Consider the following 25,172-nt stretch of genomic DNA (forward strand, 5'->3'; position numbering starts at 1 on the left):
ACATATAAAACTAATAAACATCAAAATGAGGCCTCTGTGACTACTCCTAGCCAACTGAGTTACAAAGATGCAGGTGTTGATATCGATGCAGGTAATGCACTGGTAGATAACATCAAATCTGCAGTAAAACGTACCCATCGCCCTGAAGTGATGGGGGGACTGGGTGGATTTGGCGCGTTATGCCGCCTGCCGACTAATTACAACAAGCCTTTATTGGTCTCTGGTACCGACGGTGTTGGCACCAAGCTGCGTTTGGCTATCGATTACCAACGCCACGATACCGTTGGTATCGATCTGGTTGCCATGTGTGTTAACGATCTGATTGTCCAAGGCGCCGAACCGCTATTCTTCCTGGATTACTACGCTACCGGTAAGTTGGACGTTGATGTTGCAACCTCAGTCGTTAGTGGTATTGCCGACGGGTGTCAGCTGGCTGGCTGTGCCCTTATCGGTGGCGAAACCGCGGAAATGCCAGGCATGTACGAAGGCTCCGATTACGATATGGCGGGCTTCTGCGTTGGCGTTGTTGAAGAAGACGAAGTGATCACTGGTGCCAAAGTCGCAGCCGGCGACGCCTTAATTGCTTTGGGCTCCAGCGGTCCCCACTCCAACGGCTACTCACTTATTCGCAAGGTCCTCGAGCGTTGTGATAACCCAGCTGAAGTTCAGTTAGGCGAGCAGAAGCTAATTGATGCGTTAATGGCACCAACAAAAATTTACGTTAAGTCGGTCTTGAAACTGGCTCAACAAACCCCCATTCATGCCATATCGCACATTACCGGTGGTGGTTTCTGGGAAAACATCCCACGAGTACTTCCTGATAATTGTAAAGCGGTTGTTGATGGCAACAGCTGGCAATGGCCACAGGTGTTTAACTGGTTGCAAGCAACCGGCAACATCGAGGAGCATGAAATGTACCGCACCTTTAACTGCGGTGTTGGTTTAGTCATTGCTCTCCCTGCTAGCGAAGCTGCAGCGGCCGTTGAACTACTTAAAGCCGAAGGTGAAAACGCTTGGATTATCGGTCAGATTGCCGAACGTCATGACGACCAAGCGCAAGTTGAGATTAATGGCGAACGATAAGTAACCAAACAGTTCAACTTAGGTCACAAATCGGTAATTAAAGGAAACACCATGAAAAAGCTCCGCATTGCAGTGCTTATTTCCGGTAGTGGTAGTAATTTACAAGCTATTATCGATGCATGCGCTAGCGGCGAAATTAACGGTGAAGTTACCGCCGTTATCAGTAATAAGGCCGATGTATACGGCCTACAGCGAGCTCAAGCAGCAAAGATCAGCCATAGTGTTGTCGCCGCTAACCGGGGTGAAGCCCGGGAGTTGTATGACCGACGCTTGACCGCTGAGCTGGCGCAACATAAACCAGATCTTGTGGTTTTAGCTGGGTTTATGAGGATATTGTCTGAAAGCTTTGTTAGACAATATGAGGGTAAGATGTTTAACATCCACCCTTCACTCTTGCCAAAATACCCTGGCCTCGACACTCATCAGCGTGTTTTAGACGCTGGCGACGACGAACATGGTGCCTCGGTACACTTTGTAACGCCTGAGCTCGATGGGGGTCCGGTAGTGTTGCAAGCAAAAGTGCCAGTTTTTGAAGAGGACGACGCCGCAGATCTTGCTCAGCGTGTCCATACTCAAGAACACCGAATCTACCCATTAGTGGTGAAGTGGTTTTGCCAAGGCCGTTTGGCCATGGGGGACAACATCGCACTGATGGATGGCAACAAATTGGCTGCCGGCGGTTACGCCGCAGACGATTGATTTATAGACCGGGGTTGGAAACAGCACCAGTCAAAAAAGGCAACTGCTAACGCGTTGCCTTTTTGGCCACAACATCGACTGCTAAACTGCTAACGAGGTATTATTTACTTCGCAATGGCAGTTTAATTTTCGACCTTTGGCCATACAATCTTGTTTTTCTTAAAAAAGTTACGCTTAGCGGTGAATTGTTCACCTTTCCTATCTTGTTGAATTTCAACAAAATCAGGTCGTTCGTAGCCTAGAAAAGCGTATCCGATGGTTGAAAAACTGCGATTTGAGGAATTCTTCGAAAATTTTCGAGAAATCCTGTATACTTTCGCGCGATTTCGACCCTGACCAACAGAGTACAACTAATGGCAGATTTATCCCGTTACAGAAATATCGGTATCTTCGCTCACGTAGATGCTGGTAAGACAACTACCACCGAACGTATCCTGAAATTGACCGGTAAGATCCACAAAACCGGTGAAGTTCACGATGGCGCAGCTACTACTGACTTCATGGAGCAGGAAGCTGAGCGCGGTATTACCATCCAGTCAGCAGCAACTACCTGTTTCTGGAATGACCATCGCATGAACATCATCGATACCCCAGGACACGTTGACTTCACTGTTGAAGTTTACCGTTCCCTGAAGGTTCTTGATGGCGGTGTTGGCGTATTCTGTGGTTCCGGCGGCGTTGAGCCACAGTCCGAAACTAACTGGCGTTACGCGAACGACTCTGAAGTTGCTCGTCTGATCTTCGTGAACAAGCTGGACCGCATGGGTGCAGACTTCTACCGCGTAGTAGACCAAGTTAAGAACGTTCTGGGCGCTCGCCCACTGGTTATGACTCTGCCTATCGGCCGCGAAGATGACTTCGTTGGTTGTGTAGACGTACTGAGCCAGAAAGCTTACATCTGGGATGACTCTGGTCTTCCAGAGAACTACGAAGTAACTGACATCCCAGCTGATATGGTTGACGATGCTGCTGCTTACCGTGAAGAGCTGATCGAAACTGCGCTTGAGCAAGACGAAGACTTGCTGATGGAATACCTGGAAGAAGGCACCGAGCCATCTCTAGAAGATATCCAGCGTTGTATCCGTGCTGGTACTCGTACCAACGACTTCTTCCCAACTTACTGTGGTTCTGCATTTAAGAACAAAGGTATCCAGCTAGTACTGGACGCTGTTGTTGATTACTTGCCTTCTCCTACTGAAGTTGACCCACAGCCGCTGACCGACAAAGATACCGGTGAAGCGACTGGTGAAGTTGCAACTGTTTCTGTAGATGAGCCACTGCGTGCTCTGGCGTTTAAGATCATGGATGACCGTTTCGGCGCCCTGACCTTCATCCGCATCTACTCTGGTAAGCTAGCTAAGGGTGACACCATCCTGAACGCCGCTACCGGCAAAACTGAGCGTATCGGCCGTATGGTTGAGATGCACGCTGACGAACGTAACGAGATCTCTTCTGCACAAGCAGGTGACATCATCGCCGTTGTTGGTATGAAGAACGTACAGACTGGCCACACCCTGTGTGACCAGAAGCACGAGTGTACCTTGGAGCCAATGATCTTCCCTGAGCCAGTGATCTCTATCGCTGTTTCTCCGAAGGACAAAGGCGGTTCTGAGAAAATGGGTATCGCAATCGGTAAGATGGTTGCTGAAGATCCTTCTTTCTTGGTTGAAACTGATGAAGATTCTGGCGAAACCATCCTGAAAGGTATGGGCGAGCTACACTTGGACATCAAAGTAGACATCCTTAAGCGTACCTACGGTGTTGATCTGATCGTTGGTAAGCCACAGGTTGCATACCGCGAAACCATCACCAACGCGATTGAAGATTCTTACACTCACAAGAAGCAGTCTGGTGGTTCTGGTCAGTTCGGTAAGATCGATTACCGCATCAAGCCAGGTGAGCCGGGTTCAGGCTTCAAGTTCACCTCTTCTGTTGTTGGCGGTAACGTTCCTAAGGAATTCTGGCCAGCAGTTGAGAAAGGCTTCGGTGGCATGATGGAGCAAGGCGTTCTGGCTGGTTTCCCAGTACTGGACGTTGAAGTTGAGCTGTTCGACGGTGGTTTCCACGCAGTTGACTCCTCTGCTATTGCTTTCGAAATCGCTGCTAAAGGCGCTTTCCGTCAGTCTATCCCTAAAGCGGGTCCACAGCTGATCGAACCTATCATGCACGTTGATGTGTTCACTCCAGACGATCACGTTGGTGACGTAATTGGTGACTTGAACCGTCGTCGCGGCATGATCAAAGATCAGATGGCTGCTTCTACCGGCGTTCGTATTAAGGCAGACGTACCTCTGTCTGAAATGTTCGGTTACATCGGTCACCTGCGTACCATCACTTCAGGCCGTGGTCAGTTCTCTATGGAGTTCTCCCACTACATGCCTTGCCCGAACACTGTGGCAGAGCAAGTTATCGCTGAAGTTAAAGAACGCGACGCAGCTGGCAAGTAATTCGTTACTTACTAAGCTAACCGCTTAAAAAGCCCCGCCAAGGAAACTTGGCGGGGCTTTTGTTTGTCTAGCTGCTAAGCACCGATTGAGTTCTGCTTTGAGCCTATGCGGTAACGATTATTGTGTTTAACAAGGTAATGTCGAGGCAGTGCTTTGGCCGTATTGAAGCGTTTAGTACAAGGCGAAAAAAGGCTATGTCATGGTTAGCTGTTGAGATTTACCTCAAGCCTTCGGCTTTACCGATTGTGGTGTTTGAGAGGGGCTATACCACGGTGACTACGGCACATTTTTATATGCACTAGGAGGGGAGCTTCGTCCCGTTGGGAATTCCCCTTGCCTTAGGTCGCAGCCCAAAACGCTTCGCTGGACCACTCCTATGCGGCAGAAGATCAATGGCGGTAGTGCTTATCCCTTGTATCAGGACACTCCTAGCCACTGCTTTAACAGCATTGGCAAGAACAACACTTAGTTGGTACACAGCCGAAAAAAGGCCCCCAAATGGGAGCCACTTAATAACGTTAGATTGTCTGCGGCGCTAGCCGGCAGGACTGACGGTAAAGGAGACCTGCAGTGAGTACCCTTGGTCGTCCAATGCGATAAGCTGCTGCGGGCCGTTAAGCAAGCGGTTCAGGTTGAGTTCCAACTCAGCACCATCGGCAATCGACTCACCATTGAGATACCACTCAATCTCACCGTTAGCCCCAGAAGCTGTAACTAGCAGCGGCTCAAACGGTTCAGATTCAATCCTACGGAAGTCTTGCTCACTGCTGATCCCTGCAATCTTCAAGCTGCTACTTTCGTGTGGGATGTTCGGGCACAACACATTGAAGGCAGGCATCCGTTCGGCTCGGCGCATCCGTTCTGGCAACCATGGCTCTAACTCACGCGGCCATAATACAGCGGTAGTGTATTCCGCCCGATTCTTATAGCAGCCACGGCTTAACCGTTTCTCGGTTACCGTATCGACGTACATCCCTTTGGTAGAGCGGTACCACCCCTTACGCTGACCCGCGTATAAGGTTCGTGGGGCTTCGCCGTTTTTGGTCCATGCGGTTTTGCGCTTGTCACAACCGTACACGTTCATATCGCGGCTACGCCCATCAGGCCAGCAGATGTCTTCCTGTTTGACGCCCGCCGGACGACGGTTTTCACCCAATGGCCGATACTTTTCCAAGGCAGAACTGATCCGTACCAGCGCCGTCAACGCATCCGCACGACCACTAACTGGACTTGAGTAGATATCATCATGAACGCCAACCCAGATCCCTAAGGTGAAAGCCGGTGTAGCACCTATAGACCAGTTATCACGACTGGCCCAACCGCTACCTGCCTTCCACGCTAGAGCTTCAGGCTTACGTGCTTCAACATACTCAGGTAAAGCCGCTTGCTTCAACGTATCCCAGGTAATCCATGCAGCTTCATCACTAAAGAGGCGTTTGCTTTTGGCTTTATCGTCCGGCGAGTAAACCATCGAGGCTACCCGCCCTTCACTACCTAAAGCCGAGTACAGTTCCACCATCTGCTCGAGGTTGGTTTCCGCTTCACCGAGTAATACCCGCGGTGATAAACCGAAATCACTCAATTCAATTGGCTGTTCAGCCTCTTCCAACGAGCGTAGAAATTTTTGCTCACCGATATTCTCAATAAGCTGAATAAATGGCAGGTTAAGTGATAGTTGCAGTGCTTCTGTTGCAGACACTGGGCCAACAAACTCATCCTGACCATCGGCAACGTCACGTAAATAACCCCGGCGTGGAATATCTGCCAACAACGATTCAGAGTGGATCAATCGTTCATCCAGCGCTTTAGCGAACACCAACGGCTTCAACATATCGCCGGGCGAGCGAATCGCTTGAATCATATCGGTGGTGTCATGACCTGGAGAGTTGCCGACATAAGCAACAATCTGTTTGGTTTTATTGTCCATCAACACCATTGCCATCGAGGAACCATTTACCTGCTTATCAGCAAACTCGCGGCTGTAGCGTTCAAACTCCTCTTGGATCACTGGTTCTATATTGGTTTGAATCACCGTTTGATTAGGGTGACGCTCCTTTACCTGCAATGCATATTGTGGAGCTACATTAGGTAACTCTAAGTCTACCGGTTCAACCACAATCTTTAGCGCGACATCAACCTCTGCTTTCGGCCAAAAATCTTGGTCAACGAAGATCCGTAGTATCGAGTCACGTTCTTTTTCAGCTCGGTTAGCAAATTTGTCCAACCGGTAACGTTTGGGGTATTTTGCAACGGCGAGTAACAGCGCTACTTCGCTGTAATCCAGCTCATAGGCAGGCTTATCAAAGAATTGATAGCTCGCCGCCTGAAACCCTTCCAACTTAGGAGCCATTGGTAGATGGTTGACGTACAGCGATAAGATCTCTTCTTTGGTTAACGCCAATTCAAGTTGGATAGCTCGAACAGTTTGCTGCCACACCCCAGCTTCTGGGTAGAGGATCTTAGCAACTTTAACGGTAATGGTTTCGCCACTGGCACGATAGTCAGGGTTAACGAACCCAAACACTCCGTCGCGGATCATGCTGAATGGATTGACCCCAAAGTGATAAAAGAAATGACGATCTTGTTGATGTAACAAAGCATCTTTAAGTAGTGGGGAGATATCTTCTAAGGCAATCGGGTAACGCCAATTACCCTGTTTGTTAGGAAACACCGATAACGGTCGACCAGAACTATCAACCACTACCTTTGAACGGTCATGATTGTTATCTGGCAACGATAATGGGTCACTGATGTTACTCCACATAAATGCGGCTATAAATAGCAGCAACAGTGCCAGCAAGACCTTAACTCCCCTTTTCCCGTATCGATTCACACGATATGCAAATTGAGCTAGCGCACCTCGATTCTCTGTCGAATTCGAGTTTGGTTCATTGTGTTCAATAAACGCTTCCAAACGCTGTTGCCATTTGCGACTAATCCATTGCCGCACAGTTGAAAACATGAAGAGCCTCTTGTTTGCAATGTAAGCGCGCTACCTATTGGTTTACTGCTGCTCAGCGAACGACAGCAACCGGCGCGACGTTGTTATATTTGCTTCACGTCATTAACTCTGGCAATCAGCTTAGTTACTGATTCCATGTCACTAACGACTAAGTGTGACAACATAGCATTAACAATTTGAATATATAAAGTGGTTTGCAAAATTTGTTTGTTCAGCTAGGGCGCTACTTTTCACCAAAATGAATGATTTTCATAACTGAACGGTTCAAACGAGCGTTTTACAGTCGAATGTGGTTATGTTGAGATAAATGGACACACTAAGGAGAGTGGTCATGCCAATTGATTATCAAGATGCGACGTTAGCAACAGTGTTACGAAACCGACGTTCAGTTCGTGGTTTTACACCACAAGCCATCGAACCAGAACTGCTGCGGTCAATCTTTGCCGAAGCACAATTGTCACCATCTAATTGCAATACCCAACCTTGGCAGACCTATGTCGCCAGTGGTGACAGCTGTAACCAATTACGCCAAGGGTTGGTCGAACAGATCATGGCGGGTACCCCACCAAAGGCGGAGTTTGAATACTTCAGTAAATTTAAAGGGCAGCACCGCACCCGTCAGGTTGAGTGTGCCGAGGCACTATACGGTGCTATGGGGATCCCGCGAGAAGACAAACGCGGTCGCATGGGCGCGTTGGTTCGTAACTATCAGTTTTTCGATGCACCGCATGTCGCTTTTATCTGCATGGATAAAGAGTTCGACATCGTTAATGGCCTCGATATTGGCGTATACCTACAGACGCTGATGTTAATTATGGAAGCCAATGGTGTAGCGAGTTGCGCTCAAGGGGCACTAGCTTACTTCCCACCATTAGTGAAAGAGGTTTTGGGGATTCCGGAGCAAGAGGGGATCTTAGTTGGGGTCTCTTTCGGTTACGAAGATACCCAGGTCGCCGCCAATAACGCCAGAACCAACCGTGCCCCAATAGAGCAGTGCGTAGTATTTAAAGATTGATTTACTACCGATATCGCCGTCAAATGGTTTGGCGGCGATAATCACCCCGTTACTGTGATCTTGCTCGACCTTCGGTACTGGTTAGCCTTGGCATAATAGGCGACCCAACCAAAAGCCGAGTCCCAATTGCCATGAATGCCCTGCTCGATCGTTTTCTTCAGTACGTAACCTTTGATACCCAGTCCGACGCAAATAGTGACACAGTACCAAGCACACCAGGACAATTTACCTTCGCCCAAGCCCTCTATGCAGAACTCAAGCAATTGGGCTTAGATGAGGTGTCTATCGACGACAATGGTTACGTTATGGCAAAGCTTGCCAGTAACGTTAACCATAGCGTGCCAGCAATCGGTTTCATTGCCCACATGGATACCGCGCCGGACGCGTCTGGAAAAGACGTAAAGCCACAACTGATAGAAGCTTACCCCGGCGGAGCCATTAGTCTTAAAGGCAATGGCGAACAATTAACCCCTGAGCAGTACCCAGTATTGCAACAGCTTATTGGCCAAACCCTAATAACCACCGATGGAACCACATTATTAGGCGCCGACAACAAAGCCGGTATTGCCGAAATAATCACAGCAATGATGGTACTCAAGCACAATCCGCAGATCGCCCATGGCGATATCTGCATCGGCTTTACCCCAGATGAAGAGATCGGCCGTGGTGCAGCTCATTTCGATGTCGCCAAATTTGGCGCCCAATGGGCTTACACCATTGATGGTGGTCCAGAGGGAGAGCTAGAATTTGAGAACTTTAATGCTGCAACAGCGACCATTGAACTAACCGGGAACTCAGTTCATCCGGGGACAGCCAAAGGAAAATTAGTGAACGCCCTCACACTGGCTACACAATTTCACAGTCAGATGCCCCATTCTGAAACCCCAGAACATACCGAAGGCTACGAAGGTTTCTATCACCTAGTGAACATATCCGGTGGCACCGCAAGCGCTACTATCTGCTACATTGTTCGCGACTTCTGCACCGACTCACTTGCTCGCAGGCAGCAATTTATGCAAAAGCAGGTTGATGCATTTAATGCTAATGGGATTCCGTCTAAGCTCAATTGGCAAGAGGGTTACCGCAATATGAAAGAGATGGTTGAGCCGCACCCACACATTATTGAACTGGCTCAAGCTGCGATGGAAGAGCTCGCAATTGCGCCAATTATTAAGCCGATTCGGGGCGGAACCGACGGTGCTGTTCTCTCTTTCAAGGGTTTACCTTGCCCAAATATCTTCACTGGTGGCTATAACTTCCATGGCAAACACGAATTTGTTTCCGTTGACCAGATGCACAAAGCCGTTGCTGTAATCGTCAAAATATGTGAGAAAACATGTGAAAATCATGCTAAATAACAATTATTAACGATTAGATGTAATGTGAGCAAACTCTAACTTTTTCGCATCTTCATCACTTACGCTCCTTAGCATGTCCTACGATTGATTTGTCTATTTGCGGTCTAAGATTAATCATCTAAGACCTAACCGAACATGTTCAAGGAGCTACCTTAATGGCTAGTAAAGACGAAATTGGTGCACTAAAAAAATTGGTTCGTGCGAGCAACTACCTCGCCGTTTCTCAAATTTATCTTAAACAAAATGTATTGCTTCAAGATCCGTTGCAGCACGCAGATATCAAGCCACGCCTCTTAGGGCACTGGGGTACCTGCCCTGGCATTGCTTTTGTCTACGCCAACATTAACCGACTGATCTGCAAACATAACCGCCCATTCCTTTACCTAGTTGGTCCTGGCCACGGCTTCCCCGCCGTTCAAGCAAACCTATTTATCGAAGGCTCACTCTCCCACTTCTACCCAGATACCATTCCGTACAAAGAAGCGGGCATGAAACAGATCTGTGAGAAGTTCTCTGCAGCGTATGGCTACCCATCTCACGCTAACCCAGAAGCCCCAGGTCAGATTTTGGAAGGGGGCGAACTCGGTTACTCCTTGTCCGTTGGCTTTGGCGCGGCATTGGATAATCCTGATTTAATCAACGTGGTTTTGGTTGGTGATGGCGAATCAGAAACCGGTCCATTGGCTGCTTCATGGTATGCCAACCGCCTACTCGATCCGAAGACTTCCGGTGCCGTATTGCCAATTCTTCACATCAACGGCTATAAAATCTCCGGCCCGACCCGTTTAGGTCGAATGGACGATGAAGAGATCCGCATGGAGTACACCGGTTTAGGTTACGAAGTGCTGTTCGTTGACGATGAAAAAGAGGAAGACGTATACGTGCAAATGGCCGACGCCATGGACCGCGCTTACGAGATCATCAACGACATTCAAACCCGAGCTCGTTCTGGCGAAGACGTATGCAAACCACGCTGGCCAGTGATTGCCATGCGCACAGCCAAGGGTTGGACCGGCACTAAAGAAGCCAACGGTAAAAAGCTTGAAGGTAACTGTGAATCGCACCAAGTTATTATCAACAACTGCGCCAAAGACCCTGAGCATCTAAGTCTGTTAAATGAGTGGTTGAAGAGCTACCAGTTTGACGATCTTTACAGCATTGACGCTAACGGTAATCTGCAGTTCGACGACGACATTAAGAAATTGATTCCACGCGAGGACCTGCGCATTGGTCGCCAAATCTTGTCCTACGGTGGCGAAGTTGTTCGTCCACTAAACAAGCCAGATTTAGTAGAACTGTCTTACGGTGCCGAAACCGCTCGCGGTCAACGTGGCGTATCCATGAATAAGATGGGCGAATGGATGCGTGATGCATTCCGCCTTAATGCCGAGCAGAAAAACCTGCGGATCTTCTCGCCGGATGAAACCTACTCTAACCAGCTGCAAGCGGTGTTTGAAGAGACCTCACGTGCGTGGCAGTGGCCGATTAAAGACTTCGACCAAGATATGTCCCGCGATGGCCGTGTTATGGAGCTGCTGTCTGAAAACCTGCTATTCGGTATGCTGCACGGTTACACCGTAACTGGCCGCCACGGTATGTTCCCAACCTATGAGGCATTTGCACAGGTTGTATCGTCAATGTGCGATCAGTACTGTAAGTACGTGTATGCCTCCCAAGGGGTGCCATTCCGTAAGCCAGTACCGGCCTGCAACGTCGTACTGTCGTCATTATTAGAGCGCCAGGATCACAACGGTTATTCACACCAAAATCCTTCGTTGCTTGGTGCTATGTTGGAGAAACACCCAACCATCATCTCCGCTTACCTGCCTGCAGACGGTAACAGCACCCTGTGCTACACCGAAAAGGCTTTCGACGACCGCGATAAGCTCAACGTAATAGTTGCCGGCAAGAAAGAGCTACCACAGTGGTTGACGCTCGAAGAGGCCCGTAAGCAAGCCGCTGAAGGGATCATGACTTGGGACTTCGCTTCCGATGAAAACCCTGATGTCGTGCTGGCATCTTGTGGCGACTACGTTACCCAAGAGTGTATGGCTGCGCTGGTGTTAGTGCGTGAGCAAATGCCTCAGGTTAAAGTGCGGATGGTTAACATCTCCGAGCTGACTTCCGATGGCGTTGGTAGCCTCAAGTATGGCCAAAACCCAACGTTGCTGGATGAGTACTTCACCGCCGACAAAGGTGTGGTGATTAACTATCACGGCTACCCCAACACCATCCATAAGCTGTTGTTCAACTACCCTGGTATTAAGCGTTGCCGCGTAAAAGGCTACGTTGAAGAAGGCTCTACCACTACCCCATTTGATATGGGCGTGCGTAACGGTACTTCTCGCTACCACTTGGTTATCGACATTGCTTACAAGGCGTTCCAGCAAGGTGTTATTACCGATGCACAACACATCGAAGTCACCACTACTATGCTGCAGAAGCTGGTTGACCACCGCAACTACATCAAAGAGTTTGGGGTTGATCCTAAGGATCTAACCGACTGGGTATGGCACCGCTAAGCTCAATCTAGATTAACCAAACTGATTATTTTAAAGGCTCCCACGGGAGCCTTTTTCGATCACCTTCTACATCGATTGGATGTTGTAGCGCATGCCGTAGCAAAGGCGTAAGCTCACCAAACAACCAATAAACGAAGTGGATTTACAGATGGCTAAAGTCTTAACAGGTGGTTGCCTGTGCGGTGCTATTCGCTATCAAACCACGGCCGAGCCATTCGACGCCGATCATTGTCATTGCCGTCAATGTCAGCGAGGCAGTGGCGGTATACTTAATAGTTGGATGGATTTCAAAGCCGAGCAGATTAACTGGCTGAACCAACCACCACGGGAATTTGCCTCTTCAGCAAAAATCCATCGAGGTTTTTGTTCTACCTGTGGCTCCACCATCAGTTATCGCCACAGCGATTACCCTCACTATCTCACCTTAACCATTGCCAGTTTGGACAACCCTAACCACGTTAAACCCAATTACCATATCTTTACCGCCAGCCAACCAGATTGGCTCAGCATTAACGATGACTGCCCTCGTTATAAACATCAGCGCACTAAGCCATCATCTAACTGACACAAATCCTTCTCATAATCACACTACAGCGCCTACAGTCATTGTTATGACTGCAACAGTTACCCTTGAAGGCTGAAGATGAAAAGCGTGATTTGCGATATTGATGGTGTGTTACTGCACAACAACGAACTGATTCCCGGTGCCGATAGGTTCATTGCTCGTTTGCGCGGGCAAGGTAATAAACTGGTGTGCTTAACCAACTATCCGGTTCAAACCGCTAAGGATTTGGCGAATCGGCTGCAATCGGCAGGCATCGACCTAGACGAGTCTCATTTTTACACCTCAGCCATGGCAACCGCAGATTTTCTGACTCACCAGGAGGGCCGCCGAGCCTATGTGGTCGGTGAAGGTGCGTTAACCCACGAGCTCTATAAAAACGGCTTTACCATTACCGACATCAACCCCGAGTTCGTTATCGTCGGTGAAACTCGCAGCTACAACTGGGACATGATCCACCGAGCTGCCAGTTTTATTGCCAACGGGGCACGCTTTATCGCCACCAATCCAGATACCTGTGGCCCAAACTTCAGCCCAGCCTGTGGCGCTCTGTGTGCACCAATTGAACGCATTACCGGTAAAAAGCCATTCTATGTAGGTAAGCCAAGTTCCTATATCATCCGCGCAGCCCTTAACCATATCGATAGCCATTCAACCGATACCATTATCGTTGGCGATAACATGAGTACCGATATCCTTGCCGGTTTTCAGGCTGGACTAGAAACGGTGTTGGTGCTTTCTGGGGTAAGTAAGCAAGACAGTATCGAGCAGTACCCATTTCGGCCAAATCACATCTTTGCTAATGCCGGCGAGATAGATATCGTCTAATAACACTACCCTCAGCGATATTGACACAGGTAGAATTCAGCGTCCCCACTGGCGGCAACAGTTAGTGAGGAGTTCTCGGACCATCGTAAATAACTTAACTTAGTGTGATTGCCAAACTGGTCATCAAGCTCACCGCTGAGCAACAACAGCTCAAATGGTCCGGTAACCGTCATTTCAGCACAGTGGAGGCGAACCAAGCATATTTGCTCCGCATACCCTCGTTGTTGATACAAGGTTTTAACTGACACACCTACTTCAGCCTGCTGCCACTGACCCTGATTAATGCTATCGCTATGTTGTAATGGCCTGTCCGCACCATCGTATTGCCTTAATTTGACCCACAACGTGCAGCCCTGTTGCGAGAATGGCGTATGACAGCTGCCGTCAGGATTGAGCAAATGATAACCTTGAGGATAATCACCGTGTTCATCACTAAACACGCCCTCAAGAACCAAGATCTCCTCCCCTTGTGGATGCTGATGCGCAGCAAAGTCTGAGTTTGGCTCATAACGAACGATCGACGAAACCACTCCACTCTCTGCACCGCCACGGTGGAACAGTCGTTTGCGCAATACCCCAACCGCAGGACTGGCCTGCCAAGCCATCAACGTCGTGTCTTGCCATGGTGAACTAGGACTATCGCTTTGTTCATGCTTCATCAACTACTCCGAGAATTGATTGTCGGCGGTCGCAACAATTGCATACACCTTTTGCGTCGCTCTAGTCTTTACCTGCACACAATTGCTGGGCATGCTGGTTAATGATAACTATCTGATAACAATAGCGAGCTGACAATATGATGCGCAACCTTATCGGCCTTACCGCCATAACTCTGCTTGCCGCTTGCAGCGGTACTTCGACTGTTGATTCCGTGACAACAGTGGCATTCGACGAAGATCGGATCCGAGCAGACATTAAAGAGCTGTCTTCTGATGAATACCTAGGCCGCATGCCAACCACCACGGGAGAAACCCTCACCTTGGCCTATCTCACTGCCCAATTTAAGCAAATGGGCCTCAAACCGGCTAATGGCGACAGCTACCTGCAAGCAGTACCAATGCAACGTTTCACCACTACCGACGCGGCATTAACCCTTGGCCAACGTCATCTGGATTACCCGCAACAGATGGTATTGAACAGCTACAAGGATCAGCAACACGTAGCTATCGAAAATAGCGACATCGTTTTTGTCGGTTACGGCATTAATGCACCTGAATACCAATGGAACGACTACGCCAACCTTAATGTGCGCGGTAAAACCGTGGTGATGTTAGTCAACGATCCCGGCTTCGCAACTCAAGACCCAAACTCGTTTAAGGGCGGTACCATGACCTACTATGGTCGATGGGACTATAAATTTGCAGAAGCTGGCCGCCAAGGTGCAGCGGCAGCGTTGATTGTACACGATACCAAACCCGCCTCTTATCCTTGGAGCGTGGTGAAAAACAGCTGGACCGGCGCCAAATTGGATCTCGCCAATAGCCAAGATCCTCACCCACCGCTCGAGGGTTGGATAAGCCTTGAGGTAGCTAAATCATTGTTCACCGATGCTGGCCTCGACTTCGAGCAACTGTCCCAACAGGCAACAGTTAAGCCGACTCAGATAAGCCTTGGTCTCAGCGCCAGCGCCAACATTCACCAGACGATCGATACCGCCACCAGTTACAACGTTGCCGCTACCCTTCCCGGCAGCAGCAATCATAGTGAACAGGTACTTTACACCGGCCATTGGGATCATATCGGTGCCCACGGCGATGATATCTATAACGGCGCCATGGACAACGCATCTGGTATTGCGGCAATGCTGGAGATTGCCCGTCAATTTAGCCGCGGTCCACAACCTCAACGCAGCGTTACCTTTCTCGCCGTAACCGGTGAAGAGCAAGGCCTATTAGGCAGTCGTTACTATGCCGCCAACCCGCTTTACCCATTGCAAGATACCGTTGGCCTATTCAACATCGACAGCACCAACGTGTTCGGCAAAACTAAAGACTATGCGGTCGTTGGTTTAGGCCATTCACAACTCGAACGTTACGTAGTAGCCGCAGCCACTGCCCAAGGTCGCTCTGTTACTGCCGAATCGAATCCTGCCGCCGGCAGCTACTTCCGCTCTGATCATTTCTCATTTGTACAAAAAGGCGTGCCAGCGATCTATGCAAAAGGCGGTTCCATTGCGTGGGATGAATCCACCGCAACCTACCGTAAACAGATGCAACAAGAGATGAAGGGCTGCTATCACAATCCATGCGATACTTACCGTAGTAATTGGGATCTGTCCGGCACTCTGCAGGACATGCAAGTTTACTTTAACGCCGGTAACGCATTAGCAAACAGTAACGAACGTCCAGGGTTTCATCCATCCAGTGAGTTCCACCGATTACGACCAGCGCAATAGACCCACAGACTCGGCTATAACCAAACGGCGCATTTTGCGCCGTTTTTTATAAATTTACTTATCCAATAAGTGAATGATGAAAAACGATAAACAGTGGCATCTGCGTACAACCTGATAACTTGGCTTCCTGTGGCTAGCATGGCACCTTGCTCTATAACAGTACATCGATAGCATAAGAAATGAAGGAGTCGTCCGAATGTGTGGGATTTTCGCCATTGTTGATATCAAGACAGATCCACAAGCGCTAAGGCACTCAGCCCTAAAATTGGCTCGGACATTACGCCACCGTGGACCCGATTGGTCCGGGATCTACGCCGACGATTACGCTATCTTAGCGCACGAACGTTTGGCTATCGTCGATGTTGAAACAGGTGCTCAGCCACTTATCAGCCCCGACGGTAATGTCGTACTTGCGGTAAACGGTGAGATCTATAATCACCGTGAACTGCGGGAGGAGCTCGCCGTTGGTTACCAATTTCAAACCGGCTCAGATTGCGAAGTTATCTTAGCCTTGTACCTGAAATACGGCACCGACTTCCTCGATAAACTCAATGGGATCTTCGCCTTCGTCCTGTGGGATGCCAACAAAGGCAAATACCTTGTTGGCCGTGACCATCTAGGGATCATCCCGCTTTACCAAGGCTTTGATGAACACGGTAACCGCTATTTCGCATCAGAGATGAAAGCACTGGTACCTGTATGCAATCAGATCTCTGAGTTTTTACCGGGTCAATATTTCGATTCCCGCCGCAAGGAACCCACTCGTTATTATCTGCGCGACTGGGAAAGTTACCAAGCGGTAGCAACCAACCCTGCGGACAAAGCCGAGCTGCAACAAGCGCTAGAAGATGCGGTTCATCGCCAACTTATGTGTGACGTGCCTTACGGCGTGCTTCTCTCCGGTGGCCTAGACTCATCCATTACATCAGCGCTGGCGAAAAAATTCTCTGAACACCGCGTTGAAGACGACGACAGCGGACCAGCCTGGTGGCCACAACTGCACAGCTTTGCCATTGGCTTAGAAGGGGCGCCAGATCTTAAGGCCGCCGCTGAAGTCGCTGATGCTCTTGGCACCGTCCACCACGAATTAACCTTCACAGTGCAGCAAGGGATCGATGCCCTACGCGATGTTATCTACCACCTTGAGACCTACGACGTAACCACAATTCGGGCGGCAACGCCAATGTACCTTATGGCACGTATGATCAAGGCTATGGGCATTAAGATGGTGCTTTCTGGCGAAGGCAGCGACGAGATCTTTGGTGGTTACCTTTACTTCCACAAGGCCCCTAGCCCAGAAGCTTTGCACGAGGAAACCGTGCGTAAGTTGTCCAAGCTGCACCTATACGACTGCTTGCGTGCCAACAAGTCCATGGCAGCGTGGGGGGTTGAGGCTCGAGTGCCATTCCTCGACAAAGAGTTTATCGACGTGGCGATGCGGTTAAACCCAGAAGCGAAGATGATTAAAGAGGGTCGCATTGAGAAGCAGATCCTGCGAGAAGCCTTCGCTCACTATTTGCCAGAATCGGTAGCATGGCGTCAAAAAGAGCAGTTTGGCGATGGCGTCGGCTACAGCTGGATTGACCAACTCAAGGCCTTTGCAGATACCCAAGTGTCTGACGCTGAAATTGAAAATGCTCAGTTCAAGTTCCCGTATAACACCCCTGATACTAAAGAAGCCTACTTGTATCGAACACTGTTCGCCGAACAGTTCACGCTTGAAGATTGCGCTAAGTGCGTTCCCGGTGGCAAATCGGTAGCGTGTTCTACACCAGAAGCACTGGCATGGGATGAAAGTCTCAGCCAGATAACCGATCCGTCAGGTCGAGCGGTGCTATCCGTTCACGCTGACAGCTACTAATTTGCCCACAGCGCCTTGGATTCGCCAAGGCGCTGTGGCCCCCAAATAACGCTTTCCACGCAAGGAGCATACATGAAACTGGAATCACTGGCTCTGCACCACGGCTACACTTCAGAAGCAACCACAAAAGCCGCCGCAGTGCCAATCTATCAAACCACCTCGTACACCTTTGATAACACCCAACACGGGGCTGACCTATTTAATCTGGCGGTTCCCGGTAATATCTACACCCGTATCATGAACCCGACTACCGATGTGCTTGAGCAGCGGGTAGCAGCTATGGAGGGAGGCATCGCCGGTTTGGCCTTAGCTTCAGGCATGGCTGCCATCACCTATGCGTTGCAAGCCATTTGTACTGTTGGCAGCAATATTGTATCCACCAGCCAACTCTATGGCGGCACCTACAACCTGTTTGCCCATTCACTGCCAAACCAAGGTATCGAAGTTAAGCTTATCGACGCTGACGACTTCGACGGCTTTGATGCTGCCATTGACGAAAATACCAAAGCGCTGTTCTGTGAATCGATCGGCAATCCAAAAGGCAACGTGGTTGATATCGAACGCCTGGCTAAAATAGCCCATAAGCACGGCGTGCCATTGATTGTTGATAACACCGTTGCCAGCCCATTCTTATGTCGGCCAATTGAGCACGGTGCTGATATCGTGGTGCATTCGTTAACCAAATACATTGGCGGACACGGGGTTGCTGTTGGTGGCATTATTGTCGATTCAGGCAAGTTCGATTGGGTTGCCAATGCCACCCGCTTCCCAATGTTAAATACGCCAGATCCAAGCTACCACGGTGTGGTTTACACTGAAGCGCTTGGTGCCGCCGCCTATATCGGCCGCTGTCGGGTGGTGCCGCTGCGTAATACCGGTGCAGCAATCTCACCGCACAATGCGTTTTTGATCCTACAAGGTTTAGAAACCCTTGGTTTACGGATGGAGCGTCATTGTGAAAATACCCAAAAGGTGGCTGAGTATCTCAGCGCTCACCCTAAAGTGGCTTGGGTAAATTATGCCGGCTTGGCCGATAGCCCGTTTAACCCAACCGCAGCAAAGATCTGTGGTGGTAAGGCATCTGGGATCTTAAGCTTTGGCATCAACGGCGACGCTAGCGCCGGTGGCCAGTTTATCGATGCGCTGCAAATGATTTTACGACTGGTCAATATCGGCGATGCCAAATCCCTCGCTTGCCATCCAGCATCGACTACCCATCGCCAATTAAGCCCAGAGGAACTCGCCTCTGCTGGTGTCAGTGAAGACTTGATCCGCTTATCGGTTGGTATTGAGAATGTTGAAGATATCATTGCCGACATCAGCCAAGCGCTTGAACAGGTTGGTTAGCTAGCTGGCCAATAGTGATAAACAACGCAGCCGTTATTGGCTGCGTTGTTGTTTCTAGCAAGCACTGTTGGCAACCGCAGCAATGACACTTTGCTGATTCAATACTGTGAATCCGTTGCGCCCGGTCAATAGCATCTATCCTTACCTTTAATACAACATCTTTCATTTCAAGGTAATACATGGAAACCCTTTTACTACTTGGCCAAGTGTTGGCGTTCGTGTTGATGGCAACAATAGGTTGCATCATCCATCGCATCACTAAGCTCGACATTACCCTCTCCTGCTTGGGCAGTGGGGTTTTGGCGGCGCTAATCGTAACCCTGTTTGGTTTCGATCTGGGTTTGCGAGCCAACGACGTCAAAGACCAAGTATTTTACCTATTGCTGCCGGTGCTGGTGTTTCAGGCCGCGTGGCACCTAAAACCAGATCTACTAAAAAAGTGGCTTACTCCAGCAATGTTGCTGGCTACTGTTGGTGTATTAATCACCTGTTTACTTTGCGGTTTCGGCTTGTACTGGGGGATTGGCCATCCCGCCGCTTTCCCGCTATCCACCGCGTTGATCGGTGGCGCCATCCTGTCTGCAACGGATCCCATTGCCGTGGTTGCGACCTTAGTTCGGTTAAAAGCACCGGAAGATTTAGCTACCCTGTTTGAAACCGAAAGCTTACTTAATGACGGCACAGCCATTGTCTTATTTGGCATTGTAATGGCGGTCGCAACCGGAGAGATGTCGCAGCCGGCAATATTACCGGTACTACTCAAATTCTGCGTCGTATTCTTTGGTGGCATGGTGGTCGGGGCTATCTGTGGTTGGCTCGGCATGTGGACCATCCGCTTACTGCAAGGCCAACAACAAAGCATGTTAGTGCTGCTGTTATTGGCCTTTGGCAGCTTTTTTGTGGCGGAGCATTTTTTACACGTATCGGGGATTATGGCAACTGCTGTCAGTGCCTTGGTTTGTCAGATCCAACTGCACAAACACCCCCATCTGTACAAACAGCTCAGCAGCGGTCTCGATTGGTTTGGGCTACTGTTTAATCTGCTTATCTTCTGCTTGATGGGCGTGGTGCTCACAGCCGATATGTTTACCGAACGCTATCTGGCAATTGGTATTGCCATTATTGCCGCCGTGGCAGCTCGGTTTGCCTCCGTCTACCTGTGTCAAACTGCACTATCGGCGGTTGGCAAGCCATTACCTGCCGGTTGGCCGCTATTACTAAGTTGGGGCGGTTTACGGGGCGCCATTGCTATTGCTTTGGTGTTGTCGCTGCCAACAGAGATCCCGGGGTGGTGGACAATTCAGTCAATGGTATTTGGGGTGGTGTTGTTTAGTCTGCTGGTACAAGGCACCAGCTTTGGGCCGTTATTGCGTAGGCAACAAGCGACCAAGCCGTAACCGCTAGTCTGTTAGTCCAACGGCGCTTGAGTAGGTGTTAGTCTCGGCCAATATCACTCAAGCGACCGTTGCTGAGTTTAAGCAGATCAGCTGGGGCTAGCTCGATCTCGAGGCCACGGCGCCCGGCCGAGACACAGATGGTAGCAAACTGCTCGGCGCTGCTATCCAAAACCAAGCTTAATCGCTTCTTCTGCCCTAATGGGCTAATTCCACCAACAACGTAGCCAGTGGCTTTTTCAGCCACTGCTGGATTCGCCATGGTCAGCTTTTTTGCATTAACCGCTTTAGCCAACGCGCGCAGATCCAACTGGCCAGACACCGGAACCACAGCAACATATAAGGTGCCGCTATCATCGGTTGCAAGCAACGTTTTAAATACTTGTTGTAGCGGTTTACCAAGTGCTTCAGCTGCCTCCTCACCATAGGAAGCGACAGCAGGATCGTGTTGATACTGATGGATGCTAAATGCAATTTTCGCTCGTTTGGCCGCGGTAATTGCAGGGGTCATTACGGCTGTACTTCAACCAGTTCAACGTCGAGCTGCAACAACAGCTCTTTGTAGTTTTGTGGCAAATGCTCATCGGTAATGATCATGTCAAACTCATGGCTTTCCATGCCTAAAAAGGTACCGGTACGACCAAACTTGCTTGAGTCAGAAACCAGAATCGACTGTTTGGCAACGGCGGCCAACGCCTTCTTCACCATCACCTTACCTTCGCTAGGAGACGAAACGCCGCGACGATCCCAACAGGTGGCCGAAACAAACGCCACATCCACGTTGAGACGGGAGATGAATGACGCTGCCATATCACCAATACAAGAGTGGTTACCACGATCGATGCGACCACCGGTGAGGTAGTACTCACAGGTGCCATGCTCTGCTAAATAATCGGCGATAAACAGATCATTGGTGATCACCAAAATGTCTTCACGATGCGCAATGGCGCGGGCAATCTCTAAGGTAGTGGTACCAGCATCAAGATAGACTGTGGCTTGTGGTGCCACCATTGGCATACAAGCACGACCAAGAGCCAGCTTAATTTCAAGATTTTGCGTACTCTTGGTTTTATGGTTTTGCTCTTCACGAACGCTTTCAATCCGCTGTACACCACCAGCAACAGAGAATACCCGTCCCTTCTCTTCCAGTTTGGCAATGTCACGACGCACCGTCATATGGGATACCGCCAATTTGTCGGTCAGCTCGCCAATTGTGCAGATCTCCTTATCTTCAAGCATGCTCAAGATAATTCGCTGTCGTTCTGCTGGGATCATTTCGATCTCCTTATATAATGCGGTTTGTCAAAATGGAAAAGCCGGACAGATTACCAGAGCAACAATACTGATTACAGCAATTGTTGTCTGGCACTCTCACAAATTTAGCATGTTTCACAGAGGGTTAATCACAGTTGTTAATGGTTTGGGCAAGAAATACAAAAAAGGCCAAAAGATTGCTCTTTTGGCCTTAGGTAACAACAGTTAACTCTACATTGCGTAGCTGAACGTTACGTAGTAGAAACGGCCAATGTTGTCGTAAGTGGCTGAGGTTGCCGAGGTGCCGCTAGTGTATTCAGGCAGATCCTTGTCAAACAAGTTATCAATACCGAAGCCTAGCTCAACACCATTTTCGAACCCATATACCGCACGAACATCGTGAGTAGTATATGAAGCCCAGTGGTCACCATTTGAGTATTGGGTTGCATAGTTGTCGTAGAACTGTTGAGTATTAGTTTCTACTTCATCAATGTAACGAATTTTCCAGTTGGCATTCCAGTTATTCCATGTGTAATCAACGGTGAAGATACCAGACCACTCAGGGTCACCGGCAACACCTTGGTACTCATCGAAATCGTCGTCATCCTGGAAGGCGTACTCATCGCGCTTGATCAGGTAAGTTGCAATCAAACCGGTACGCAAATCACCATCATACAAATCGACATCGTAAGCAAATTCAAAATCAATACCTTCAGCTTCTTGCTTAGCAACGTTGATCACCTGGTTAGTGATCTTAACGATCTCACCAGAATCATCACGCTCGACTAAGGCACAGTATTGGTTGTTAATGCCTGATGGGTCATCAATACAACGATCGATCATGGTCTGAGCACTAACACCAGAGATGGCGTCGGTAATTTCGATATTCCAGTAATCAATAGTGGCGCTAAAGCCATCTAAGAACTCAGGTTGGAATACAATACCTACGGTGTAGCTATCGGACTCTTCCGGATCGAGATCTTCGTTGCCTTTATTAACACCATCTAGGCTTGCGCTATCGTAATCTGAATCAAAATCAGCTGCGACACCTAAGGCAGCACAGTTCGCTTGACGTAGCGCCAATTGCTCTGGCGCTAAGCCTTCCATTTCGCTCACTTTACAGCTGTCATCGGCACTAAAGAAGTTTTGAGTTTCGGCGCCGTAGAACTCACCTAAGTTAGGTGCACGAACCGCAGTTGCGTAGGTTGCTCGAACTCGAAGGTCATCGTAAACAACCCAGTCCAAACCAACTTTCCAACTCGTTGCATCACCAACTGTACTGTAGTCAGCGTAACGAATCGCTGTATCAAAAGTCAGTGAGTCGATGCCGTACTGATCGTACAACAGTGGAATAGTAAACTCAGCGAAGATCTCTTTTACGTCGAAATCCGCTTTTTCATTTGGAAAGGCGTTGAAGAAGGTATCACCGGATGCTGATAGCTCATCTTCGGTGGTTTCCATCTTCTCTTTGCGGTATTCAATACCGGCAGCGAAGCCAACATCGCCCGCAGGCAACTCAAACAAAGCACCGTTAGCAATAGAGGTACCAAATACGTACTGCTCAACCGTAGCGGTACTAACAGAGTTAGTTGTCATGTAATCCGCTGCTTCGGCAGTTACTGCGCCATCAGCGAAAATATTAGCCGCAACACAACCTTCTGCACGCGCATCTTCTGACGCACATACAATCTCACCGTCAATCTCAACGGCATCAATAGCGTTGAAGAAGTTGGAGTAGATTAGGTTGTTTTGGTTCTCACGCTCGAGTTCGGTTTCACCGTAAATACCATAGGCTTCGAAGTCCCACTCGTCCCATACCACACCTTCAAGGCTGGCTACGTAACGCTGAGTAGTACGCTCGTCTTCTTCAAGACGCTGACCCATGTCATTTAAGAAACGGTTGATGTAGAACGAATCACCGCTCTCATAGCCCGCATCCGTTAACACTTGTTTAAAGTCATCTTGAATAAAGGCGTTGTCGTAATCGAGAGTCAGATTACCGAAGAAGAATGCCGGTTGGCTTCGTGAAGTCGCATTAGTTTCTGACCACTTAGCTTGGAAGCTTGCGGTTAAATCATCGGTGACATCGTAGTTGGTTTTGAAGTTAATCGTGGTGCGATCAAATTCAGGCTGCAGATCTTCGTACTGATTCAGGTTGACGTAATCACAGTCTCCCCAACACTTGGTACCTTCGGTATTAGGCCCAGTATAAACCTCACGCATAGAGCCATCAGGGTTAAAGCTGTAGCTCTTATCTAAGCCATTCCAAGGGCCATAGATTACCGCTGCATTGTTGATGGCATAGTGACCACCTTCTACGTAACGCTTAACGTTCTCACCAGTTGGGTCGTTAACGGTCGTCCATGAGGTTGCAGTGGCATCCCGATCGGTAATCGCCAACGCACTTTGACTAGAATGCTCAATAGAGATACCTGCATTACCGGCGCCATCAGCAAAATCTGAACCGTAGGATAGTGCAAAACGCTTGTTGTCGTAATCGCTGTCATCCGCTTCACCAGCGGTCGCACTCACGTTAAAACCAGTAATATCTTTTTTGAGACGGAAGTTAACCACACCGGTTACTGCGTCAGCACCATAAATAGCTGAAGCACCACCAGTAATAATTTCTACCGATTCAACCCATTCGGTCGGAATGGTGTTTACATCAACTGTAGAATCACCCGCTTGAGATGATACGTGACGCTTACCATCAACCAGAACCAGTGTTCGGCTGGTCCCCATATTACGCAGGTCAAGAATGTTCAACCCGGCAGTACCGATGTATTCCGTTGAGCTAGACAGCGAAAAGGTACTGGCCAACGCCGGCAATTCGTTCAACGCTTCACCGATATTCACCGCACCAGATGAGGTTAACTGTTCTGCAGTAATTACGGTTACCGGGCTCGCAGTTATTGTACCTTCACGAGCAATGCGAGAACCCGTTACAGAGATGCGTTCTACATCTCCTTGAACTTCTTCAGCAGCAACAGCGAAGTTCGTGGTTCCAAGTGCTACAGCAGTCAACGAAGAATAAATTAGTCCTCGACGTACTGCCTTGGATATAGAGGATTCCATAGCCATCAATCATCTCCCTTATGTCGCCAATACACTGTCCGTTACCGGGTGTTTGGTGACTTATTTCTTTATGTACGAAGAACGCAACCTTGCATTCACAATCGAATAATCATCGCAACGTAAAGGAGTGTCAACAACGTAAATGTTTGAAAATATAGGTAAATGATACCAAGCTGTTAATGCAAACGATGGCAACTTTAACAATTAAAGGGCGCGAAGCTTAACGCTCGCCGAATGAAGTGCATTCAGACCTAATGGCGATTGTGACTGCAATGTTAAAAAGTTGAATTCGAAACAATATTATTTTTACGCAAAGATGTCATAAATTGTAAATAGTCGCCATTGACTGCCCCTTATTAGGGAGTGCTGA

17 protein-coding genes are annotated in these 25,172 nt (G+C 49.0%); 12 read left to right on the forward strand and 5 right to left on the reverse strand.

Annotated features, from left to right (window positions below; genetic code table 11):
* The first annotated feature begins 36 nt into the window (after positions 1-36).
* The 3 genes from purM (at position 37) to fusA (ending at position 4,229) form a co-directional block, all read left to right on the forward strand.
* Positions 37-1,083, forward strand: a complete 1,047-nt coding sequence (gene purM, locus HER31_RS08605; protein WP_168660191.1) for a phosphoribosylformylglycinamidine cyclo-ligase — start codon at positions 37-39, stop codon at positions 1,081-1,083.
* Between the two features lie 51 nt (positions 1,084-1,134).
* Complete coding sequence (purN, locus tag HER31_RS08610; RefSeq protein ID WP_168660192.1) at positions 1,135-1,782, forward strand: phosphoribosylglycinamide formyltransferase; 648 nt, start codon at positions 1,135-1,137, stop codon at positions 1,780-1,782.
* A gap of 353 nt (positions 1,783-2,135) precedes the next feature.
* The gene (gene fusA / locus HER31_RS08615) at positions 2,136-4,229 is read left to right on the forward strand and encodes an elongation factor G (protein WP_168660193.1); all 2,094 of its coding nucleotides are present in this window, start codon (positions 2,136-2,138) and stop codon (positions 4,227-4,229) included.
* Between the two features lie 535 nt (positions 4,230-4,764).
* On the opposite strand, the gene HER31_RS08620 is transcribed toward fusA, so the two are convergent.
* Positions 4,765-7,191: a transglycosylase domain-containing protein gene (locus tag HER31_RS08620; protein ID WP_168660194.1), complete on the reverse strand. Its 2,427-nt coding sequence runs from the start codon at positions 7,189-7,191 to the stop codon at positions 4,765-4,767.
* A gap of 331 nt (positions 7,192-7,522) precedes the next feature.
* Here HER31_RS08620 and HER31_RS08625 point away from each other — a divergent pair, with 331 nt between their 5' ends.
* From HER31_RS08625 to HER31_RS08645, 5 genes are all read left to right on the forward strand, one after another.
* Positions 7,523-8,206, forward strand: coding sequence for a nitroreductase (locus tag HER31_RS08625; protein ID WP_168660195.1), 684 nt, complete (start codon positions 7,523-7,525; stop codon positions 8,204-8,206).
* Positions 8,207-8,337: 131 nt separating this feature from the next.
* Positions 8,338-9,564, forward strand: a complete 1,227-nt coding sequence (gene pepT, locus HER31_RS08630) for a peptidase T (protein WP_168660196.1) — start codon at positions 8,338-8,340, stop codon at positions 9,562-9,564.
* Between the two features lie 155 nt (positions 9,565-9,719).
* On the forward strand, positions 9,720-12,086 hold the full coding sequence (locus HER31_RS08635) for a phosphoketolase family protein (RefSeq protein WP_168660197.1): 2,367 nt from the start codon (positions 9,720-9,722) through the stop codon (positions 12,084-12,086).
* 148 nt (positions 12,087-12,234) lie between these two features.
* On the forward strand, positions 12,235-12,651 hold the full coding sequence (locus HER31_RS08640; protein ID WP_168660198.1) for a GFA family protein: 417 nt from the start codon (positions 12,235-12,237) through the stop codon (positions 12,649-12,651).
* A 78-nt stretch (positions 12,652-12,729) separates the two neighbouring features.
* Entirely contained in the window at positions 12,730-13,476 is a 747-nt protein-coding gene (locus HER31_RS08645) for an HAD-IIA family hydrolase (RefSeq protein ID WP_168660199.1), read from the forward strand.
* Positions 13,477-13,487: 11 nt separating this feature from the next.
* Here HER31_RS08645 and HER31_RS08650 read toward each other — a convergent pair whose 3' ends face one another.
* On the reverse strand, positions 13,488-14,135 hold the full coding sequence (locus HER31_RS08650; protein WP_238786912.1) for a cupin domain-containing protein: 648 nt from the start codon (positions 14,133-14,135) through the stop codon (positions 13,488-13,490).
* A gap of 140 nt (positions 14,136-14,275) precedes the next feature.
* On the opposite strand from HER31_RS08650, the gene HER31_RS08655 reads away from it, so the two are divergent.
* The 4 genes from HER31_RS08655 (at position 14,276) to HER31_RS08670 (ending at position 20,476) form a co-directional block, all read left to right on the forward strand.
* Complete coding sequence (locus HER31_RS08655; RefSeq protein WP_168663235.1) at positions 14,276-15,871, forward strand: M28 family metallopeptidase; 1,596 nt, start codon at positions 14,276-14,278, stop codon at positions 15,869-15,871.
* A 196-nt stretch (positions 15,872-16,067) separates the two neighbouring features.
* Positions 16,068-17,732 (forward strand): asparagine synthase B, encoded by a 1,665-nt coding sequence (gene asnB, locus HER31_RS08660; RefSeq protein WP_168660200.1) that lies wholly within the window; start codon positions 16,068-16,070, stop codon positions 17,730-17,732.
* 72 nt (positions 17,733-17,804) lie between these two features.
* Positions 17,805-19,079, forward strand: a complete 1,275-nt coding sequence (locus tag HER31_RS08665; protein WP_168660201.1) for an O-acetylhomoserine aminocarboxypropyltransferase/cysteine synthase family protein — start codon at positions 17,805-17,807, stop codon at positions 19,077-19,079.
* 179 nt (positions 19,080-19,258) lie between these two features.
* Positions 19,259-20,476 carry a cation:proton antiporter gene (locus tag HER31_RS08670; RefSeq protein WP_168660202.1) on the forward strand — a complete coding sequence of 406 codons (1,218 nt, stop codon included), beginning with the start codon at positions 19,259-19,261 and terminating at the stop codon, positions 20,474-20,476.
* 37 nt (positions 20,477-20,513) lie between these two features.
* On the opposite strand, the gene ybaK is transcribed toward HER31_RS08670, so the two are convergent.
* From ybaK to HER31_RS08685, 3 genes are all read right to left on the reverse strand, one after another.
* Positions 20,514-20,984, reverse strand: coding sequence for a Cys-tRNA(Pro) deacylase (ybaK, locus tag HER31_RS08675; RefSeq protein ID WP_168660203.1), 471 nt, complete (start codon positions 20,982-20,984; stop codon positions 20,514-20,516).
* Positions 20,984-21,748 (reverse strand): DeoR/GlpR family DNA-binding transcription regulator, encoded by a 765-nt coding sequence (locus tag HER31_RS08680; RefSeq protein WP_168660204.1) that lies wholly within the window; start codon positions 21,746-21,748, stop codon positions 20,984-20,986. Before HER31_RS08680 ends, ybaK begins: the two co-directional genes overlap by 1 nt.
* Positions 21,749-21,958: 210 nt before the next feature.
* Entirely contained in the window at positions 21,959-24,808 is a 2,850-nt protein-coding gene (locus HER31_RS08685; RefSeq protein ID WP_168660205.1) for a TonB-dependent receptor, read from the reverse strand.
* Positions 24,809-25,172: the final 364 nt, after the last annotated feature.

The organism is Ferrimonas lipolytica (assembly GCF_012295575.1).
GTDB lineage: Bacteria > Pseudomonadota > Gammaproteobacteria > Enterobacterales > Shewanellaceae > Ferrimonas > Ferrimonas lipolytica.

Excerpts from the sequence above, each read along its gene's own strand:
- purN (WP_168660192.1), top strand. The coding sequence starts at position 1,135 with ATGAAAAAGCTCCGCATTGCAGTGCTTATTTCCGGTAGTGGTAGTAAT.
- fusA (WP_168660193.1), top strand. The coding sequence starts at position 2,136 with ATGGCAGATTTATCCCGTTACAGAAATATCGGTATCTTCGCTCACGTA.
- HER31_RS08620 (WP_168660194.1), bottom strand. The coding sequence starts at position 7,191 with ATGTTTTCAACTGTGCGGCAATGGATTAGTCGCAAATGGCAACAGCGT.
- HER31_RS08625 (WP_168660195.1), top strand. The coding sequence starts at position 7,523 with ATGCCAATTGATTATCAAGATGCGACGTTAGCAACAGTGTTACGAAAC.
- pepT (WP_168660196.1), top strand. The coding sequence starts at position 8,338 with ATGAATGCCCTGCTCGATCGTTTTCTTCAGTACGTAACCTTTGATACC.
- HER31_RS08635 (WP_168660197.1), top strand. The coding sequence starts at position 9,720 with ATGGCTAGTAAAGACGAAATTGGTGCACTAAAAAAATTGGTTCGTGCG.
- HER31_RS08640 (WP_168660198.1), top strand. The coding sequence starts at position 12,235 with ATGGCTAAAGTCTTAACAGGTGGTTGCCTGTGCGGTGCTATTCGCTAT.
- HER31_RS08645 (WP_168660199.1), top strand. The coding sequence starts at position 12,730 with ATGAAAAGCGTGATTTGCGATATTGATGGTGTGTTACTGCACAACAAC.
- HER31_RS08650 (WP_238786912.1), bottom strand. The coding sequence starts at position 14,135 with ATGAAGCATGAACAAAGCGATAGTCCTAGTTCACCATGGCAAGACACG.
- HER31_RS08655 (WP_168663235.1), top strand. The coding sequence starts at position 14,276 with ATGCGCAACCTTATCGGCCTTACCGCCATAACTCTGCTTGCCGCTTGC.
- asnB (WP_168660200.1), top strand. The coding sequence starts at position 16,068 with ATGTGTGGGATTTTCGCCATTGTTGATATCAAGACAGATCCACAAGCG.
- HER31_RS08665 (WP_168660201.1), top strand. The coding sequence starts at position 17,805 with ATGAAACTGGAATCACTGGCTCTGCACCACGGCTACACTTCAGAAGCA.
- HER31_RS08670 (WP_168660202.1), top strand. The coding sequence starts at position 19,259 with ATGGAAACCCTTTTACTACTTGGCCAAGTGTTGGCGTTCGTGTTGATG.
- ybaK (WP_168660203.1), bottom strand. The coding sequence starts at position 20,984 with ATGACCCCTGCAATTACCGCGGCCAAACGAGCGAAAATTGCATTTAGC.
- HER31_RS08680 (WP_168660204.1), bottom strand. The coding sequence starts at position 21,748 with ATGATCCCAGCAGAACGACAGCGAATTATCTTGAGCATGCTTGAAGAT.
- HER31_RS08685 (WP_168660205.1), bottom strand. The coding sequence starts at position 24,808 with ATGGCTATGGAATCCTCTATATCCAAGGCAGTACGTCGAGGACTAATT.